A 14,205-nucleotide genomic window follows, 5' to 3' on the forward strand; every position below is an offset into this window, starting at 1 on the left:
GGCGGGGCCCTGCGAGGGGGCCGCCGTGCGGGCGCCAGGGCGGGAACGGGTGCGACGGCGGCGTCTACCCTGGACGGGTCATGAACGGTGAAACGCTCTACCCCCGTCTCGAACCGCTCCTCGCGCAGGTGCAGAAGCCGATCCAGTACGTCGGCGGCGAGCTCAACGCGCGGGTCAAGGCGTGGGACGACGTCGCCGTCCACTGGGCGCTCATGTACCCCGACGCCTACGAGGTCGGCCTGCCCAACCAGGGCCTGATGATCCTCTACGAGGTGCTCAACGAGCGCCCCGACGCCCTGGCCGAGCGCACCTACGCTGTCTGGCCCGACCTCGCCGCGCTCATGCGCGAGCACGGCGTGGGCCAGTTCACCGTCGACGCCCACCGCGCGGTCGCCGACTTCGACCTGCTCGGGGTCAGCTTCGCCACCGAGCTCGGCTACACCAACCTGCTCGAGGCGCTCGACCTCGCCGGCGTCCCGCTGCACGCGGTCGACCGCGACGAGACGCACCCCGTGGTGGTCGCCGGCGGGCACGCCGCGTTCAACCCCGAGCCGATCGCCGACTTCGTCGACTGCGCCGTCCTCGGCGACGGCGAGCAGGTCGTCGGCGACATCACCGACGTCGTCAAGGCGTGGAAGCAGCAGGGCCGGCCCGGTGGCCGCGTCGAACTGCTGGCCCGCCTCGCCCGCGTCGAGGGCGTCTACGTCCCGCGGTTCTACGCGGTCTCCTACGGTCCGGACGGCGCGATCGCGGCCGTGACCCGCACCCGGGACGACGTCCCCGCGCGGGTCGGCAAGCGCACGGTCATGGACCTCGACGAGTGGCCCTACCCGAAGACGCCGCTGGTGCCGCTCGCCGAGAGCGTGCACGAGCGGATGAGCGTGGAGATCTTCCGCGGCTGCACCCGCGGCTGCCGCTTCTGCCAGGCCGGCATGATCACCCGCCCGGTGCGCGAGCGGACCATCACCGGGATCGGCTCGATGGTCGACCAGGGGCTGCGGGCCACCGGCTACGAGGAGGTCGGCCTCCTCTCGCTGTCGTCGGCCGACCACTCCGAGATCGGGCAGATCGCCAAGCAGCTCGCCGACCGCTACGAGGGCACCAACACCGGGCTGAGCCTGCCGAGCACCCGGGTCGACGCGTTCAACGTGACGCTGGCCAACGAGCTGTCCCGCAACGGCCGCCGCTCCGGGCTGACCTTCGCCCCGGAGGGCGGCAGCGAGCGCATCCGCCGGGTGATCAACAAGACCGTCTCCAAGGACGACCTGGTCCGCACGGTCACCACCGCCTACGCCAACGGCTGGCAGCAGGTGAAGCTCTACTTCATGTGCGGCCTGCCGACCGAGACCGACGAGGACGTGCTGGAGATCGCCGACCTCGCGGTCGAGGTGATCCGCGCCGGGCGCGAGGCCAGCGGCCGCAAGGACATCCGCTGCACCGTCTCGATCGGCGGGTTCGTGCCCAAGCCGCACACGCCGTTCCAGTGGGCCGGGCAGGCCAGCGCCGAGACCATCGACGCCCGGCTGCGGCTGCTGCGCCAGGCGATCAACGCCGACCGGCGGGTCGGCCGCTCCATCGGCCTGCGCTACCACGACGGCCAGCCCGGCACCGTCGAGGGCCTGCTGTCCCGCGGCGACCGCCGCGTGGGCCGGGTCATCGAGCGGGTCTGGCGCGAGGGCGGCCGGTTCGACGGCTGGAGCGAGCACTTCTCCTACGAGCGCTGGACGCAGGCCGCCGCCGAGGAGCTGGCGCCCTTCGGTGTGGACCTCGACTGGTTCACCACCCGCGAGCGGACCCAGACCGAGGTCCTGCCCTGGGACCACCTGGACTCCGGGCTGGACAAGGAGTGGCTCTGGGACGACTGGCAGGACGCGATCTCCGAGGAGGAGGTCGCCGACTGCCGGTGGACCCCCTGCTACGACTGCGGCGTCTGCCCGACCAACGGCACCGAGATCCAGATCGGGCCCACCGGGCGGAGCCTGCTCCCGCTCACGGTCGTCGGCCGGTAGTGGCCCGCCAGCCCGAGGGGCCGCCCCCGCCGCCCACCGTCCAGAAGCTGCGGCTGCGCTACGCCAAGCGCGGCCCGCTGCGCTTCGCCTCGCACCGCGACCTCGCCCGGGCGCTGGAGCGGGCGCTGCGCCGCGCCCGGGTGCCGATGGCGTTCTCCGCGGGCTTCACCCCGCACCCGAAGATCAGCTACGTCGGCGCGGCGCCGACGGGCGCGGCCAGCGAGGCCGAGTACGTCGAGATCGGGCTGGCGCAGCGGTGCGACCCCGAGGCGGTGCGGGCGGCGCTGGACGCGTCGCTGCCCGCGGGGATCGACGTCCTCGAGTGCGTGGAGGCCGCCGAGGGCACCGGCTCGCTGGCCGACCGGATCGACGCCACCACCTGGCGGGTCGAGCTGCCCGGTGTGTCGCCCGCCGACCTCGCGGCCGCCGTCGAGGCCTTCCTGGTCAGGGAGGAGGTGACCGTCGCCAAGCGCACCAAGAACGGCCTGCGGGACGTCGACGCGCGCGCCGCGGTGGCCTCGGCTGCGGCGGAGGGCACATCAGGTTGTGCCATACTGACGATGGTCGTCCGGCAGGTGACGCCCGCCGTTCGACCCGACGACGTGTTGGCTGCTCTCGCTGCCGTCGCCGACCTGCGCCCGCCGTCGCCCCCTCGGGCCGTGCGTGAGGCGCAGGGCCGGCTCGACGACAACGGGACCGTGGCCGACCCGCTCGGTCCGGACCGCGCGGCGCGCACCCGCTGCCAGGGGGAGCACGCGGCGATCTGACCGGTGGGGCCCGGGGCCTCGCGCCGTCGGCGGAACGGCTGCCAGACGTGACGCACCCCGAGATCTCGCACCACCGCCAGACCTTGCTCCACCGCACCACCGGCACCCGGCCGCGACAACCGTCGCCCGGGGGTCGGCCCACAGACTTCGCGAGTCGAGCACGCCGCCCTGACCGGCGCGGCGGCCCGACCCGCCCAACCCCCGTGCTCCTGCGCGGCCGCCAGTCCTCGTGATCGGCGCCCGGGAGCACCGCACAGGAGGCGAGCCCTCGTGGCCGACCAGAACGACGACGACACCACCGCGACGACCCCGGCCGGGACCGACGAGAGCGTGGCCCCGCCCGCTCCCGAGGAGGGCGCCGACCCCTCCGCCGCCGACGACGCCCAGGAGGACCTCGAGGCGGCGAGCCCGGACACGGACCCGGAGGAGGCCACCCCCGAGGAGGCCACCGCCGAGGAGCCCGAGTCGGAGGACCACCCGGTCTCCCGCTTCGGCGCGCAGTTCAGCTCCCCGGAGCCCACGGCCGTCATCGCCCGCCCGCGCCGCCGGGCCACCCGCCCGGCCGGTGCCGCCGACCCCGGCGCCTACGTCGCCCCGCCGCCGGTCGCCCCGGCCGCGCCCGCGTTCGTCAGCTTCGTCGCCCCGGCCGAGCCCGAGGCGCCCGCGCCGCGCCGGCGCAGCCGCCGTCCCGTCGCCGAGTCCCCGGCGGTGGAGGAGCCCGACGTCGAGCCGGCCGAGGACCTCGACGACGAGGAGGCCCCGGCGCCCCGCTCGCGGCGCAGCCGGTCCCGCCGCCGCTCCGGCAGCGACGAGCCGACCGCTCCCGCCGAGGACCTCGACACCGACGAGGACGACACCGAGGCCGACGCGGACACCGACGCGGCGGCCGAGGACCGCGAGGAGGGCGGGGCCGGAGCCAGCCGACGCCGCCGCCGGGGCCGCCGCGGTCGCGGCCGGGGCCGCAGCGGCGAGGACTCCGCCGACGACGGCGACGAGTCGGCCGAGGACGACGGCGACGAGCAGGGCGAGGAGTCCGACGAGGACGACACCGACGCGGACGCCGACGCCGACACCGACACCGGCGAGGACACCGCCGAGGGCGACGAGGGCGAGGGCGGCTCCAGCACCCGCCGCCGTCGCCGGCGCCGCCGCCGCGGCAGCGGTGAGGAGCGCGCCGAGAGCGCCGAGGAGGAGCGGCCCGAGCGGGCCGGCCGCGACGGCCGCACCACGAGCGAGGACGACGTCAAGGGCGTCGCCGGCTCCACCCGGCTGGAGGCCAAGCGGCAGCGCCGCCGGGACGGCCGGGACTCCGGCCGCCGCCGCGCGCCGATCCTCAGCGAGGCCGAGTTCCTGGCCCGCCGCGAGGCGGTCGACCGCAAGATGGTCATCCGCCAGCGGGGCGAGCGCACCCAGATCGCCGTCCTCGAGGACGACGTCCTCGTCGAGCACTACGTGACCCAGGCGCAGGCGACGTCCTTCGCCGGGAACGTCTACCTCGGCCGGGTGCAGAACGTGCTGCCCAGCATGGAGGCGGCGTTCGTCGACATCGGCAAGGGGCGCAACGCCGTCCTCTACGCCGGCGAGGTCAACTGGGACGCCGCCGGGCTGTCCGGCAAGCAGCGCTCCATCGAGCAGGCGCTCAAGTCCGGCGACAAGGTGCTGGTCCAGGTCACCAAGGACCCGATCGGCCACAAGGGCGCCCGGCTCACCCAGCAGATCAACCTGCCCGGCCGCTTCCTGGTCTACGTGCCCGGCGGGTCGATGACCGGCATCAGCCGCAAGCTGCCCGACACCGAGCGGCAGCGGCTCAAGGACATCCTCAAGAAGATCGTCCCCGAGGACGCCGGCGTCATCATCCGCACCGCCGCGGAGGGTGCGTCCGAGGAGGAGCTCACCCGCGACGTCGCCCGCCTGCAGGCGCAGTGGGAGGTCATCCAGAAGAAGGCGGAGACCTCCTCCAGCGCGCCGACGCTGCTCTACGGCGAGCCCGACCTGGCCATCCGGGTCATCCGCGACGTCTTCAACGAGGACTTCAAGGAGCTCGTCGTCCAGGGCGGCGACGCCTGGGACACCGTCGAGGCCTACGTCGCGCACGTCTCCCCGGAGCTGGTGGGCCGGCTGACCCGCTTCACCGCCGAGGGCGACGTCTTCCGCGACCTGCGGATCGACGAGCAGCTGGCCAAGGCGCTCGACCGCAAGGTGTGGCTGCCCTCGGGCGGGTCGCTGGTCATCGACCGGACCGAGGCGATGACCGTCGTCGACGTGAACACCGGCAAGTTCACCGGCTCGGGCGGCAACCTCGAGCAGACCGTCACGCGCAACAACATGGAGGCGGCCGAGGAGATCGTCCGCCAGCTCCGGCTGCGCGACATCGGCGGCATCATCGTCATCGACTTCATCGACATGGTCCTGGAGAGCAACCGGGACCTCGTGCTGCGGCGGCTCACCGAGTGCCTGGGCCGCGACCGCACCAAGCACCAGGTCGCCGAGGTGACCTCGCTGGGCCTGGTGCAGATGACCCGCAAACGGGTCGGTCAGGGCCTGCTGGAGGTCTTCTCCGAGCCGTGCGAGCACTGCCGCGGCCGGGGCGTGCTGGTGCACACCGACCCGGTCGACGAGCGACGGCGGGGCGGCAACGGCTCCGGCGGCGGGTCCGGCAGCGGCGGTGGCAACGGCCGGCGGGACCAGGGCCGGTCCGACCGGGGCGGCAAGGACGCCGCGCAGAAGGACGCCGGGCAGAAGGACGCCGCGCAGAAGGACGGCGGGGCGAGGGACGACGGCCCGGCCGAGGTCCGCGAGAGCGTCTCGGTGGTGGCGGAGGCCTCCGGAGCCGGCGCGCCCGACGGCGAGGGCCGCTCCGGCGGGCGTCGCAGCCGGGGACGCCGCAACCGCGGCCAGGCCGGCGAGGAGCGGGCGGCCGAGGACGCCGCCGTGCTCGCCGCCGCCGGGAGCCCGGCGCAGGACGACGACGCGACCGCGGACGCCGAGGTGGCCGACGTCGAGGTGACCGACGTCGAGGTGGCCGACGCCGAGGCGCCCTCCGTGCCCGACCAGCCCGACGCGGTCGTCCCGGACGAGGCGCCGCAGCCGGCGGCGGAGCAGGCCGAGACGCAGCAGCCCGAGGCGCAGCCGGTCGAGCAGCAGGCCCCGGCCGAGGCGCAGCCGGTCGAGCAGCAGGCCCCGGCCGAGGAGGCCCCGGTCGAGGAGGCGCAGGCCGAGGCGGCGCCCGCTGAGCCCGCGGTGGTCGAGCCGGCCCCGGCGGTCGTCGAGCCGGCCGCGGCGACGGACGACGAGGAGGCGGTGCCCGCGGGCGCCGGTCCCGACGACGCCGGGCCCGTGGACGACCAGCCCGCCGCGGACGACGCGCCGCCGGCCGCCGACGACGGCACCGGCACCGCGGTCGTCACGGGGACCCGCCCGCGCCGCCGTCGGGCGGCCAGCCGCCCGGCCGGGCCCCCCGCCAGCTAGGCCCCCGGCCGGGCCCCGCCTCCGGAGGGAGACGGGGCCCACCCCGGGTGGTCCGTCCCCCGTTCGACCCGGTGCGGCCCGCTCGGGTACGCTGGTCGGGTTGCACCGCCCCGGGCGGGGCGCCGCACGGTGCCGCCTGGGAGGCGAGCAGCCCGTCCAGCCCCGGCGCCCGGCGCCGGGATGCACGCAGGACACGTAGAAGCGATCGAGGAGTCAGTGGTGTACGCAGTCGTGAAGGCCGGTGGCCGGCAGCACAAGGTGGCCGTGGGCGACCGGTTCACGGTCAACCGTCTCGCGGGTGAGGCGGGCGACACCGTCACCCTCCCGGCCCTGCTCCTGGTCGACGGTGAGACCGTCACCAGCGACGCTCAGGCCCTGGCGGGCGTGACCGTGACCGGCGAGATCGTCGGCCACGGCAAGGGCCCGAAGATCCGCATCCACAAGTTCAAGAACAAGACCGGCTACCACAAGCGTCAGGGCCACCGTCAGCCGCTGACCGACGTGGTCATCCGCGACATCACGAAGGGCTGACGCCGACATGGCTCACAAGAAGGGCGCCTCGTCCTCCCGCAACGGCCGCGACTCGAACGCGCAGCGCCTCGGCGTCAAGCGCTTCGGTGGCGAGGTCGTGAAGGCCGGCGAGATCATCGTGCGCCAGCGCGGTACCCACTTCCACCCGGGTCTCGGCGTCGGCCGTGGCGGCGACGACACGCTGTTCGCGCTGCAGCCGGGTGCGGTCACCTTCGGCACGCGGCGGGGTCGCAAGACCGTCTCCATCTCCGCGGTCGAGGCCTGAACCTCTTCCACTCCGCTCACGAGCGCACGGGCCGTCGGCCCGTGCGCTCGTGGCGCTTGACGACAGAGAACTGACATGGCCGCTTTCGTCGACCGCGTGGTCGTGCACGTGGCAGCCGGCAACGGCGGGCACGGCGTCGCCTCGATCCACCGCGAGAAGTTCAAGCCGCTCGGGGGCCCCGACGGCGGCAACGGCGGGGACGGCGGCAACGTCGTCCTCGAGGTCGACCCCAGCGTCCACACGCTGCTGGACTTCCACCACCGGCCGCACCAGAAGGCCGGCAACGGCCGCCCGGGTGAGGGCAGCAACCGGCACGGCGCCCGCGGTGAGGACCGCGTGCTGCGCGTCCCCGCGGGCACGGTGGTCAGCACCCCCGACGGGCGGGTGGTCGCCGACCTGGTCGGCGCCGGGACCCGCGTCGTCCTCGCGCACGGGGGCAAGGGTGGCCTGGGCAACGCGGCGCTGGCCAACACCCGCCGCAAGGCCCCCGGCTTCGCGCTGCTCGGTGAGCCGGGCGAGGCGTTCGACGCGGTCATCGAGCTCAAGAGCATCGCCGACGTCGGCCTGGTCGGGTTCCCCTCGGCCGGCAAGTCCTCGCTGATCGCGGCGATGTCCGCGGCCCGCCCGAAGATCGCCGACTACCCGTTCACCACGCTGGTGCCCAACCTCGGCGTGGTCCGCGCCGGCGACGTCGCCTTCACGATGGCCGACGTCCCGGGGCTGATCCCCGGCGCCTCCGAGGGCCGGGGCCTGGGCCTGGAGTTCCTGCGCCACATCGAGCGCTGCGCCGTGCTGGTGCACGTCGTCGACATGGCGACCATGGAGCCCGGCCGCGACCCCGAGAGCGACATCGACGCGCTGGTGCACGAGCTGGCCCAGTACCGCGAGGACCTCGTCGGCCGGCTGCGGTTCGCCGTCCTGAACAAGATCGACGTGCCGGACGCGCGGGAGCTGGTCGACCTGGTGCGGGAGCCGCTGGAGGCGCGCGGCCTGCGGGTCTTCCCGGTGAGCGCGGCGACCGGGGAGGGGCTCAAGGAGCTGGGCTTCGCGCTGGCCGCGGCCGTGGAGGAGTACCGCGCCGCGCTGCCCGAGCCCGAGCCGGTCCGGATCACCCTCACCCCGCGCGCGGTGGACGACACCGGGTTCACCGTCGAGGCCGACCCGGACGAGGAGGGGGCGTTCATCGTCCGCGGGGTCAGGCCCGAGCGGTGGGTGCGGCAGACCGACTTCACCAACGACGAGGCCGTGGGCTACCTGGCCGACCGGCTCAACCGGCTCGGCGTGGAGGAGGCGCTGGCCGAGGCGGGGGCGCAGGAGGGCGACGCGGTCACCATCGGCGAGGTCACCTTCGACTTCGTGCCGACCCTGCCCGCCGGCACGCTCTCCGCGGAGGAGACCGCCGGCCTCGGCGGGCGTGGCACCGACGCGCGGATCGACGCTCCGCACCGGGTGCGCGCCGAGGAGCGGCTGGCGGCCAAGCGGGCCCGCCGGGTGCCCTACGAGCTCACCGAGACCTGGACCGACGAGGACCTGCCCGAGGAGGACCGGTGACCGTCCGCGAGGCGATCGCCGGCGCCCGCCGGGTCGTGGTCAAGGTCGGCTCCTCGTCGCTGACCACGCTGCCCGGGGGCCTGGACGAGGCGCGGCTGACCGCGCTCGTCGACGTCCTCGGCGGGGTGCGCGCCCAGGGCCGCGAGGTCGTGCTCGTCTCCTCCGGTGCGATCGCCGCGGGGCTGGCCCCGCTGGGCGTGACCGGCCGGCCCCGCGACCTCGCCACCGCTCAGGCCGCGGCCAGCGTGGGCCAGGTCCGGCTGGCGCAGACCTACGCCGACGCCTTCGCCAAGCACCAGGTGACCGTCGGGCAGGTGCTGCTGACCGCCGACGACCTCACCCGCCGCAGCCACTACCGCAACGCCCAGCGGACCGTCGACCGGCTGCTCACCCTCGGTGTGCTACCGATCGTCAACGAGAACGACACGGTGGCCACCGAGGAGATCCGGTTCGGCGACAACGACCGGCTGGCCGCCCTGGTGGCGCACGTCGCCCGGGCCGACGCGCTGCTGCTGCTCTCCGACGTCGACGGCGTCTACGACGGCGACCCCCGCCAGGGCCCGGCCCGGCTGCTGGACACCGTGCGCGACCCCGCCGACCTCGAGGTCGTCACCCTCGGCAGCGCGCGCCGCAACGGGGTGGGCACCGGCGGGATGGCGACCAAGGTGGAGGCCGCGCTGATCGCGGCGCACGCCGGCGTCCCCGTCGTCGTCACCTCCACCGCCCAGGCCGCCGCCGCGCTGGCCGGCGAGCCCGTCGGCACGTACTTCACGGTCATGGGGCCGCGGCCGCGGGCCCGCCAGTTCTGGCTGCGGTTCGCCACCCGGCCGCGGGGCCGGCTGGTGCTCGACGCCGGCGCGGTGCGGGCGGTGCGCGAGCGGCACGCCTCGCTGCTGCCCGCCGGGATCACCGACGTGGTGGGGGACTTCCTCGCCGACGACCCCGTCGAGCTGGTCGGCCCGGACGGCGTCGTGATCGCCCGGGGCCTAGTCGCCTACGACGCCCGGGAGCTGCCGCCGCTGCTCGGCCGCAAGACCAGCGAGCTCGACCCGGAGTACCAGCGGGAGATCGTGCACCGCGACGAACTGGTGCTCGTCCGGCGTCCCGCCCTCGGCTGAGAGACTGCGCCGCGTGACGATCCGCCCGATCCGCGAGCTCGGAGACCCGGTCCTGCGCACCCCCGCCGACGAGATCCGCTCCTTCGACAAGGAGCTGGCCGCCCTCATCCGCGACCTCGAGGACACCGTCGCCGACCCGGGCCGCGCCGGCGTGGCCGCGCCGCAGATCGGGGTGGGCCTGCGGGCGTTCTCCTACAACGTGGACGGCGTCATCGGTCACCTGGTCAACCCGCGGATCGTGGAGCTGTCCGACGAGACCCAGGACGGCGACGAGGGGTGCCTGTCCATCCCCGGCATCTGGGCGCCGACGGTGCGGGCGATGCACGCCGTCGTCGAGGGCTTCGACGTGAACGGCGAGCCGCTGCGCCTGGAGGGCACCGGGCTGATGGCGCGGGCGCTGCAGCACGAGGTCGACCACCTCGACGGCAAGGTCTTCCTCGACCGGCTCACCGGCGAGGCCCGCAAGAACGCCCTGCGGGCGCTCCGCGACCGGTGACGGGGGCCTTCCCGCACCCGGGGACGCTGACCGGTGACCTGGTCGCCCTGGAGCCGCTGCACCGCGACCACCACGACGAGCTGGTGACCGCCGTCTCGGACGGCCGGCTGTGGGAGCTCTGGTACACCTCCGTCCCCGACCCCGGGGGCATGGCCGCCGAGATCGACGCCCGCCTGGCCCGCCAGGCGGTGGGGGAGATGGTGCCGTTCACCGTGCGGCGCAGGGCGGACGGCGCGGTCGTCGGCATGACCAGTTTCCTCAACGCCGAGCCCGACGTGCCCCGGCTGGAGATCGGCGCCACCTGGACCGCCGCGTCGGCGCAGCGGACCGGAGTCAACGCCGAGAGCAAGCTGCTGCTGCTGACCCACGCCTTCGAGGTGCTCGGCTGCCTGGCCGTCGAGTTCCGCACGCACTGGCACAACGTGCAGTCCCGAACGGCGATCGCACGTCTGGGCGCCAAGCAGGACGGCGTGCTGCGCAACCACCGGCGGCTGCCCGACGGGTCGCTCCGGGACACCGTCGTCTTCTCCATCACCGACGCGGAGTGGCCCGCGGTCCGCAACGGACTGCGGCAGCGACTGGCGCCGCGCCCCGGCTGAGCGGCCGTACGGTGCGCGGGTGACCGATCTCGCCACCCGCGCCCGCACCCTGCTCGACCTGCACACCGCGCCGGAGATCCTCGTCCTCGCCAACGTGTGGGACGTCGTCTCCGCCCGGGTCGTCGCCGGCACCGACGGCGTGCGGGCCCTGGCCACCGCCAGCCACTCCATCGCCGCCACCTTCGGCTACGAGGACGGCGAGAACATCCCGCTGGACCTGCACCTCGACATGGTCGCCCGCATCGTCGCCGCGGTGGACCTGCCCGTGTCGATGGACATGGAGGCCGGCTACGGGGACCCGGGGGAGACCGCCCGTCGGGCGATCGAGGCCGGCGTCGTCGGCGGCAACCTCGAGGACCAGATGGAGCCGCTGGACGACGCGGTCGCCGCCGTCGAGGCGGTGCTGCGCGCCGGGCGGGACGCCGGGATCGACTTCGTGCTCAACGCGCGCACCGACACCTTCGTCGCGGCGCCCTCGGACGCCGACCGCGCCGGGCTGGTCGCCGAGACGATCCGCCGCGGCCGGGCCTTCCTCGAAGCGGGCGCGCCGGTGGTCTTCGTGCCGCGCCTGGTCGACCGGGACGAGATCGCCGCGGTGGTCGAGGGCCTGGGCCGCAACAAGCTGACGCTGATCAGCGTGCCCGGCGCGTCGCTGCCCGCCCGGGAGATGCAGGAGCTCGGCGTCGCCCGCGTCTCCACCGGCCCGTTCACCCAGCGGGTCGCGCTGACCGCGCTGCAGGACGCGGCCGCGGAGGTCACCCGCGGCGGCACGCTGCCGGCCGGGACCCGCAACCTGAACTGAGCGCCGGCCGCTCAGCGGGGCCGGTCCGCGGCCGACCGGTGCCGACGCTCGGCGAGGTGCTGGGCGCCGTCCCCGTCCAGCCGGCGCAGCGCCGCCTCCTCCCGCCCGGTGAGCAGCAGGAGGAGTGCCGCGATCGGGCCCTCCACGACCGGGCCCTGTCCGACGGACCACCCGACGTCGGTCGCGGTCAGCCGTACGCCGCCCAGTCGTCGCCGGGCCCGGAACGGGAAGCCCGTCTCCCACACGCGGGTGGCCGCGGCGGCCGCGGCGGCCGGCGGCACGGGCCGTTCCCGGCGCAGGGGGACGGCGACGTCCTGGCCGTGCACCAGCACGTCGGTGAGCGGCTCGAGCGGGGTCACCAGCGGCGCGCGTCGCCGGGAACCGACCATCGCCCGCAACCGCCGGGGGTACTCCTCGACGGGCAGGTGCGCCGCGCGCAGGGCCGTGTCCCGGATCATCCGGTCGAAGCTGCCGCGCGCCCGGATCGCGCCGACGAGGGCCTCCCGCGGACCCATGTGGGCGAGTGTCAGGTGGGCCGCGACGTCGCGGACGCGCCAGGCGTCGCAGAGGGACGCCGTCTCCCACTCGGCGGGCGAGAGCTCCTCGAACAGGTCGGCCAGGCTCGACCGCTCCGCGTCGATGGTGCGCCACACGTCGTCGAGGTCCATGACGCCTCCCTGATCGGTACGATCTCCTGACCATTCCGTCAGAAGATCTGACCATCGTCAAGGGGGCACGTGACCGAGGACCGGCAGAACCTGGGACTGCTGTGCTTCTACCCGTACCGGGCAATGGAGGCCCGGATCCTCGCCGCCCTGGCCGCGGCCGGGTTCGACGACATCACGGCGGCGCAGGGCCGGGTCGCCGCCCGGATCGGTCCGAACGGCACCCGGCTCACCGACCTGGCCGAGCAGGCGCTGGTGACCAAGCAGACGGCGGGTCACCTCGTCGACCAGCTGGAGCGGGCCGGTTACGTCCGCCGGGTGCCCGACCCGACCGACGCCCGTGCGCGGCTGGTGCAGATGGCCGAACGCGGCCAGCGGGTCGTGGCCCTCGCCCGGCGGGTGGAGGCCGAGGTGGAGGCCGAGTGGACGGCCTACCTGGGGGAGGAGGTCGCGGAGCAGCTGCGGGAGGCGCTCACCCGGCTCCGCGAGGTCACCGACCCGTACCGCCGGCCGTAGCCGTGCAGGCCGAGCAGGTGCCGAAGACCTCCAGCTGGTGCTGGACGTCGGCGAACCCGTGCTCGGCGGCGATGCGGGCGGCCCAGCGCTCCACCGGCGGGTCGGCGACCTCCACCGTCCGCCCGCAGGAGCGGCACACCAGGTGGTGGTGGTGCACCGGCGAGCAGCGCCGGTAGGCGGCCTCCCCGTCGCTGCTCCGCAGCACGTCGACCAGGCCGTCGTCCACCAGAGCCTGCAGCGCGCGGTAGACCGTGGCCAGCCCGACCGGGTCGCCGCGTTCGCGCAGCAGGGCGTGCAGGTCCTGCGCGGTGCGGAAGCCGTCGAGGTCGTCGAGCAGCGCGAGCACCGCGCTGCGCTGCCGGGTCTGGCGGCGTCCGGGGACCTCGGCCGGCTCGGAGCGCGTCACGACCGGCCTCCGGACGGAGCGGCGTGCTCGCCGTGCTCGTCGTAGTGCACCCCGGTGCCGGTGCGGTGCGGCGCGTGCAGGTGCCCGTCGTGGTCGTAGTCCACGTGGTCGCCGTGTGGCACCGGGGTGTGCCCGCAGCCCTCGCCGTGCTCGTGCGGATGGGCCGCGTGGACCTCGGCGCGGCGCTGGTGGCGGCGCCGGGCGGTGGCCCCGCGGATCGCGGCCGCGGCGGTGACCAGCAGGAACAGGGCGATGGCCAGCAGCACGATCGTCCCGCCCGACGGCGTCCCGGTGTAGTAGGAGGTCGTCGTCCCGGCGACGCTGACCACCAGGCCGATGGCGCAGGCCAGGTAGACCGTCTGGCGGAAGCTGCGCGCGAGCAGCTGGGCGATCGCGCTCGGGATGATCATCAGCGCGCTGATCAGCAGCAGGCCCACCACGCGCATGGACAGGACCACCGTCGAGGCGACCAGCGCGGCGAGCACGACGTTGAGCGCCAGCACCGGCAGCCCGACGGCCCGCGCGTACTCCTCGTCGTCGCTCACCGCGTACAGCCGCTGGCCCAGCAGCCAGACGACGCCCAGCACGACCACCGTGATGACGGCGAAGACGACGACGTCCGCGGTGCTCGTGGTGGTGATCGCGCCGAACAGGTAGGACTCGAGGTTGGTCGCCTGCCCACGCGGCGCCAGTGACAGCAGCACCACGCCGCCGGCGATACCCCCGTAGAACAGGACGGCCAGCGCGACGTCCCCGCTGGTGCGGCCGCGGGCGCGGACCAGCTCGATGAGCACCGCGCCCAGGACCGCGGCGACCAGCGCCGTCCCCACCGGTGCGGTCGAGGTCAGGACGCCGATCGCCACGCCGGTGAGCGCCACGTGACCGAGCCCGTCGCCGAGCAGGGACAGGCGGCGCTGCACGAGGAAGACGCCGACCGCCGGCGCCACCAGCCCGACCATGAGCGAGGCGAGCAGGGCCCGCTGCATGAAGGCGAACTCGAGGACCTCCACGG

General features: G+C 75.1%; 14 protein-coding genes. 11 read left to right on the plus strand and 3 right to left on the minus strand.

Annotated elements, in window-relative coordinates; genetic code table 11:
• The first annotated feature begins 80 nt into the window (after positions 1 to 80).
• The 10 genes from ACI79D_RS14090 to ACI79D_RS14135 all read left to right on the plus strand — a co-directional run bounded on the left by ACI79D_RS14090 (position 81) and on the right by ACI79D_RS14135 (position 11,606).
• Positions 81 to 2,009: a TIGR03960 family B12-binding radical SAM protein gene (locus ACI79D_RS14090; RefSeq protein WP_456919048.1), complete on the plus strand. Its 1,929-nt coding sequence runs from the start codon at positions 81 to 83 to the stop codon at positions 2,007 to 2,009.
• Positions 2,009 to 2,776 carry a TIGR03936 family radical SAM-associated protein gene (locus ACI79D_RS14095; RefSeq protein ID WP_456919049.1) on the plus strand — a complete coding sequence of 256 codons (768 nt, stop codon included), beginning with the start codon at positions 2,009 to 2,011 and terminating at the stop codon, positions 2,774 to 2,776. Before ACI79D_RS14090 ends, ACI79D_RS14095 begins: the two co-directional genes overlap by 1 nt.
• Positions 2,777 to 3,046: 270 nt before the next feature.
• On the plus strand, positions 3,047 to 6,244 hold the full coding sequence (locus ACI79D_RS14100; RefSeq protein WP_456919050.1) for an Rne/Rng family ribonuclease: 3,198 nt from the start codon (positions 3,047 to 3,049) through the stop codon (positions 6,242 to 6,244).
• A 219-nt stretch (positions 6,245 to 6,463) separates the two neighbouring features.
• A complete protein-coding gene (gene rplU, locus ACI79D_RS14105; RefSeq protein WP_456875603.1) occupies positions 6,464 to 6,775 on the plus strand; it encodes a 50S ribosomal protein L21 in 312 nt (103 codons plus the stop codon).
• 7 nt (positions 6,776 to 6,782) lie between these two features.
• Positions 6,783 to 7,040 carry a 50S ribosomal protein L27 gene (gene rpmA / locus ACI79D_RS14110; protein WP_456909774.1) on the plus strand — a complete coding sequence of 86 codons (258 nt, stop codon included), beginning with the start codon at positions 6,783 to 6,785 and terminating at the stop codon, positions 7,038 to 7,040.
• Positions 7,041 to 7,115: 75 nt separating this feature from the next.
• Complete coding sequence (gene obgE / locus ACI79D_RS14115) at positions 7,116 to 8,591, plus strand: GTPase ObgE (RefSeq protein ID WP_456919051.1); 1,476 nt, start codon at positions 7,116 to 7,118, stop codon at positions 8,589 to 8,591.
• Positions 8,588 to 9,709, plus strand: coding sequence for a glutamate 5-kinase (gene proB, locus ACI79D_RS14120; RefSeq protein WP_456919052.1), 1,122 nt, complete (start codon positions 8,588 to 8,590; stop codon positions 9,707 to 9,709). The genes obgE and proB overlap by 4 nt, the downstream gene beginning before the upstream one ends.
• 13 nt (positions 9,710 to 9,722) lie before the next feature.
• On the plus strand, positions 9,723 to 10,205 hold the full coding sequence (def, locus tag ACI79D_RS14125; protein ID WP_456919053.1) for a peptide deformylase: 483 nt from the start codon (positions 9,723 to 9,725) through the stop codon (positions 10,203 to 10,205).
• The gene (locus tag ACI79D_RS14130; protein WP_456919054.1) at positions 10,202 to 10,804 is read left to right on the plus strand and encodes a GNAT family N-acetyltransferase; all 603 of its coding nucleotides are present in this window, start codon (positions 10,202 to 10,204) and stop codon (positions 10,802 to 10,804) included. Before def ends, ACI79D_RS14130 begins: the two co-directional genes overlap by 4 nt.
• Positions 10,805 to 10,823: 19 nt before the next feature.
• Positions 10,824 to 11,606 carry an isocitrate lyase/PEP mutase family protein gene (locus ACI79D_RS14135; RefSeq protein WP_456919055.1) on the plus strand — a complete coding sequence of 261 codons (783 nt, stop codon included), beginning with the start codon at positions 10,824 to 10,826 and terminating at the stop codon, positions 11,604 to 11,606.
• Positions 11,607 to 11,617: 11 nt separating this feature from the next.
• Here the strand turns inward: ACI79D_RS14135 and ACI79D_RS14140 are convergent, their stop codons facing one another.
• Positions 11,618 to 12,274: a maleylpyruvate isomerase family mycothiol-dependent enzyme gene (locus tag ACI79D_RS14140; RefSeq protein ID WP_456919056.1), complete on the minus strand. Its 657-nt coding sequence runs from the start codon at positions 12,272 to 12,274 to the stop codon at positions 11,618 to 11,620.
• A 69-nt stretch (positions 12,275 to 12,343) separates the two neighbouring features.
• Here ACI79D_RS14140 and ACI79D_RS14145 point away from each other — a divergent pair, with 69 nt between their 5' ends.
• Positions 12,344 to 12,787, plus strand: coding sequence for a MarR family winged helix-turn-helix transcriptional regulator (locus ACI79D_RS14145; RefSeq protein WP_456919057.1), 444 nt, complete (start codon positions 12,344 to 12,346; stop codon positions 12,785 to 12,787).
• Here ACI79D_RS14145 and ACI79D_RS14150 read toward each other — a convergent pair.
• Together ACI79D_RS14150 and ACI79D_RS14155 are read right to left on the minus strand one after the other, a co-directional pair.
• Entirely contained in the window at positions 12,762 to 13,193 is a 432-nt protein-coding gene (locus tag ACI79D_RS14150) for a Fur family transcriptional regulator (protein ID WP_456919058.1), read from the minus strand. The two genes, ACI79D_RS14145 and ACI79D_RS14150, sit on opposite strands and share 26 nt — an antisense overlap.
• A complete protein-coding gene (locus ACI79D_RS14155; protein WP_456919059.1) occupies positions 13,190 to 14,203 on the minus strand; it encodes a metal ABC transporter permease in 1,014 nt (337 codons plus the stop codon). The genes ACI79D_RS14150 and ACI79D_RS14155 overlap by 4 nt, the downstream gene beginning before the upstream one ends.
• Positions 14,204 to 14,205: the final 2 nt, after the last annotated feature.

The organism is Geodermatophilus sp. SYSU D00708, assembly GCF_054050115.1.